The organism is Actinocrinis puniceicyclus, from assembly GCF_018283645.1.
GTDB lineage: Bacteria > Actinomycetota > Actinomycetes > Streptomycetales > Catenulisporaceae > Actinocrinis > Actinocrinis puniceicyclus.
In genome coordinates, this window is sequence record NZ_JAGSXH010000235.1 from 1 (window position 1) to 4,116 (window position 4,116).

Below are 4,116 nucleotides of genomic sequence, written 5' to 3' on the forward strand. Positions count from 1 at the left end.
GGGGGTACAGGGGGTACAGCGGGCATTTCGCCCTGGCGACGCGTCGAAGTGTCGGCGCATCGGGGTCGCAGCAACTCATGGGTGGCCGGCGGCACCGGTTGCCCGGCAATCGCCGCAGTTTCGCCATTTCCGTCGGCGTCGCAATCGCCGTCGGCGTCGGCGTTCCGCTGTTCCTCGCGCATCCGGTCATTCTCCCGCCCGCCCGAGCTCGGCCGCACGGTAGGGTGCTGGCGTGCGCAGAAGATCTTCCGGTGCCGCCGCGGCGCTCGGCCTCGTCGCGGGATACGCCGTAGACGCCCTGGTCGCAGACCCGAGCCGGGGGCATCCTGTCGCCGCCTTCGGTCGGGCCGCGACGGCGCTGGAGCGGCGCTGCTATCAGGACTCGCGGTCGCGCGGAACTGCTTTCACCGCGGTCTGCGTCGGAGGTACGGCCCTGTTCGGATACGCGACGACGCGCGGCTCGCGCGGCCGTCCCGTGACCGCGGTCGCGACGATGGCCGCCGCGACCTGGAGCGTGGTCGGAGCGGCCTCGCTGCGCCGCGAGGCCGCCGCGATCGGGAGCCTGCTGGAGGCGGGCGACCTCGACGCCGCCCGCGAGCGGCTGCCGCGGCTGTGCGGCCGGGATCCGCGCGGGATGGACGAACGTGAGGTCGCGCGCGCGGTGGTCGAATCCGTCGCGGAGAACACCTCGGACGCGGTCGTGGCGCCGCTGTTCTGGGGAGCGGTCGCCGGCGTACCCGGTCTGCTGGGCTACCGCGCGGCCAACACGCTCGACGCGATGGTCGGCCACCGTTCGCAGCGGTATGCGCGCTTCGGGTGGGCCTCCGCCCGACTGGACGACGCGCTGAATCTGGCGCCGGCGCGGCTTACCGGGGCGCTGACCGCCGTGCTCGCGCCGACCGTCGGCGGTTCGCGCCTGGAGACCTGGCACACGCTGCGGCACGACGGCGGGAAGCACCCGAGCCCGAACGCGGGGCGCTGCGAAGCCGCGGCGGCCGGCGCACTCGGCCTGCGGCTCGGCGGCACCAACAGTTACACGTCAGGGATCGAACACCGGCCCTATCTGGGGACCGGCCGCGGTCCGCGCGGCTTCGACATCGCACGCGCCAACCGGCTGTCCGCGGCCGTGTCCACCGCGGCCGCGGCGGGACTTTCGGTCGGCGCGCTGGCGCTGCGGGCGGCGGCGCACCGGCGGGGAAGCGGAACGCGATGAGCCCGGCGGCGCGCGGGGCGCTGCTGATCGCGGGCACCACCTCGGACGCCGGCAAGAGCGTGCTGACCGCGGCGATCTGCCGGTGGCTGGCCCGCCAGGGCGTGCGGGTCGCGCCGTTCAAGGCACAGAACATGTCGAACAACTCCGCGGTCTGCCTCGACCCGCGCACCGGGGCCGGGGCGGAACTGGGGCGCGCGCAGGCGATGCAGGCCGCGGCGGCCGGCGCGGTACCCGAGCCGGCGATGAACCCGATCCTGCTCAAGCCCGGCGGCGAGCGCACCAGCCAGGTCGTGGTACTGGGGCGGCCGCTGGCCGAGGCGAGCGCCCAGTCGTATCAGAGCCTGAAGAAGCGGCTGCTCGGCACCGTGCTCGACGCCTTCGACGACCTGCGTTCCCGCTACGACGTCGTGGTCTGCGAAGGCGCCGGCTCGCCGACGGAGATCAACCTGCGCGAGGGGGACCTGGCGAACCTGGGGCTGGCCCGCGCCCGCTCGCTGCCGGCGCTGGTGGTGGGGGACATCGACCGCGGCGGCGTGTTCGCGGCCTTCCACGGCACGGTCGCGTTGCTGGACGCGGCAGACCAGGCGCTGATATGCGGGTTCCTGGTCAACCGGTTCCGCGGCGACCCGGCGCTGCTGGCGCCGGGGCTGCGGATGATCGAGGACCACACGGGGCGGCCGGTGCTCGGCGTGGTGCCGTATCTGCGCGACATCTGGCTCGATGCCGAGGATTCGCTCACCCTGCAGGGCCGTCCGCTGCCGGCGGCCGCAGCGCCCGCGCCCGGCCGCGAGCCGCTGACGGTGACGGTGGTGCATCTGCCGCGGGTGTCCAATTTCACGGACGTGGACGCGCTGATGCTGGAGCCGGGCGTCGAGGTCTCCTTCACCACGAGCGCCCGCGGGATCGCCGAGGCGGATCTGGTGGTGGTGCCCGGTACGAAGGCCACCGTAAGCGATCTGTCATGGTTGCGCGAGCGCGGCATCGCCGACGCCCTGATGGCGCGGGCGGCGCGCGGCGGAGTGCTGCTGGGGATCTGCGGCGGGTACCAGATGTTCGGCAAGAACATCGACGATCCGGTGGAGAGCCGCGGCGGCCGGGTCGAGGGGCTCGGCCTGTTGCCGGTGGTCACGCGGTTCGCGGCGGACAAGACGCTCGCGCGGCCGCGCGGGTTCGGCCTCGGCCAGCCGGTGGATTCGGGTTACGAGATCCACCACGGTGTGGTCTCGGCGCACGGCGGCGAGCCGCTCTTCACGGACGGCGCCGGCGTACCGTTGGACGGCTGCGTGTCAGGGAACGTAATCGGTACGCTCTGGCACGGCACGCTGGAGTCGGACGGTTATCGCAGAGCTTTCCTGCGGTGGACGGCGCAGCGGGCCCGCCGCTCGTTCGAGCCGCGTTCGGACACTGATTTCGCGGCGGCGCGGCTGGCCCAGTACGACCGACTGGCGGACGCGGTGGCCGAGCACGTGGACACCGACGCGCTGTGGCGGCTGATCGAACACGGTCCAACGCCGGGACTGCGGCTGCTGCCGCCCGGCGCCTGAGGCCGACGCCGGTTCCTGACACGTGACGCCTGCGCGTGACGCCTGACACCTGAAACGCCAGACGCCCCGGACGCTCGACTGCTTTTATCGGCACAATTCTCCATCACTTTCACCGGTCGCCATCAATTGCACTTCACTCGATCGGCAGCGTTATCGTCCTCTCGGGTTATGGCACTATTTTGCACGCGGGAACCTTTTTACCGGGTTCCATGTCCGCTCGCGTCCCGCGTGGTGAAAGGCGTGCCATGAAATGTGTCGTCTGCGATGCTCAACTGCCCGCTCCGGCGCCGGTCGGCAGGCCGCGCCGCTACTGCTCGACGGCGTGCCGGCAGCGGGCTTACCGCCACCGCCACCACTCCGAACAGCGGCTTTACTCGCCCGCGCGGGGCCGAACCGAGCCGTGCGGGAGGCCGGGCGCCGAGCCGCTGCTCGCGGCTCTCGTGCTGTTCCCACTCGACGAAGCGGACTCGGTGTATGCGGCGCAGTCGTTCGCGGAATTTCCCTGGGAGTATTTTCTGGCGCGTCTTCACCCGGAGCAAAGGCCGGACGAAACGACCTCGGACGGTATTTCGTCGCAGCGCGACAAAGCAGATCCCGATGCGGAGCCCACGACGGTAGAAGGACGAAATGCAGACGAAAACGCCACGCTTCGCGACGAAATTCTCTGCTGACCGCCGGGCGTCGCCCTCGGCCGGCGCCTTGCGCGCCAGGATGTATGCCATTTGGATCTGTCGGCGCGCGTCCGCCTCGGGTTCTCCGTCAGCCGCGCCGTCTCGGTGACGCCGCTGCGCTGTTCTCAGTCGGTTGTGTGGGGTTGGGGGCGGGTGGCCGGTGGTGATGCCTTCAGGGGTGGACGGTGTCGCCGCTGATGTGAACCTGCGCCTGGCCGACCAGGTCGCCGCAGTCGCAGCCGAGATCGGCGCCACCCCCGGGCAGGTCGCGCTGGCCTGGCTGCCGGCCCAGGGCGAGGACATCGCGCCCATTCCCGGCACCCGCCGCGTCGCCCGCGTCGAGGAGAACATCGCCGCCGACACCGTCGAGTTGACCGACGAGCAGCTCAGCCGGCTCAGCGCTCTGCCCCCGGCCGCCGGAGACACACACAACCCGGCGCAGATGCGGATGATGGCGCGCTGATGACGGGGACCTTCGGCCGCGACATCCCCGAAGCCTGACCCCGGCAGCAAAATCACGCCGCACCAGGCCGAGCCGGCACCGAGCAAACAACCTTCCCGGGCGGAAGCCGGCACCACCCGGTCCAGCCCCGCGGGCGCCCTGCCAGACCGGCAGGGGGCCCGCGCGCCGTCCGAAGCCACGCCCTCCTTGTCAGTTTCGGGGCGTTATCGAACCCTGACCTGATGG

The 4,116-nt window shown here is 71.8% G+C and carries 4 protein-coding genes and 1 pseudogene; 4 read left to right on the forward strand and 1 reads right to left on the reverse strand.

The window, feature by feature from the left end:
* A partial coding sequence (locus KGA66_RS28210) for a hypothetical protein (protein WP_211472510.1) occupies positions 1 to 182 on the reverse strand: 182 nt, incomplete at its 3' end.
* A gap of 50 nt (positions 183 to 232) precedes the next feature.
* Here KGA66_RS28210 and KGA66_RS28215 point away from each other — a divergent pair.
* The 4 genes and pseudogenes from KGA66_RS28215 to KGA66_RS28230 form a co-directional block, all read left to right on the forward strand.
* Complete coding sequence (locus KGA66_RS28215; RefSeq protein ID WP_211472512.1) at positions 233 to 1,213, forward strand: cobalamin biosynthesis protein; 981 nt, start codon at positions 233 to 235, stop codon at positions 1,211 to 1,213.
* The gene (locus tag KGA66_RS28220) at positions 1,210 to 2,757 is read left to right on the forward strand and encodes a cobyric acid synthase (RefSeq protein ID WP_211472514.1); all 1,548 of its coding nucleotides are present in this window, start codon (positions 1,210 to 1,212) and stop codon (positions 2,755 to 2,757) included. Before KGA66_RS28215 ends, KGA66_RS28220 begins: the two co-directional genes overlap by 4 nt.
* A 245-nt stretch (positions 2,758 to 3,002) precedes the next feature.
* Positions 3,003 to 3,428, forward strand: coding sequence for a hypothetical protein (locus KGA66_RS28225; RefSeq protein WP_211472516.1), 426 nt, complete (start codon positions 3,003 to 3,005; stop codon positions 3,426 to 3,428).
* A 202-nt stretch (positions 3,429 to 3,630) separates the two neighbouring features.
* A pseudogene (locus tag KGA66_RS28230) lies at positions 3,631 to 3,891 on the forward strand (aldo/keto reductase); the annotation flags it as partial.
* Positions 3,892 to 4,116 lie beyond the last annotated feature (225 nt).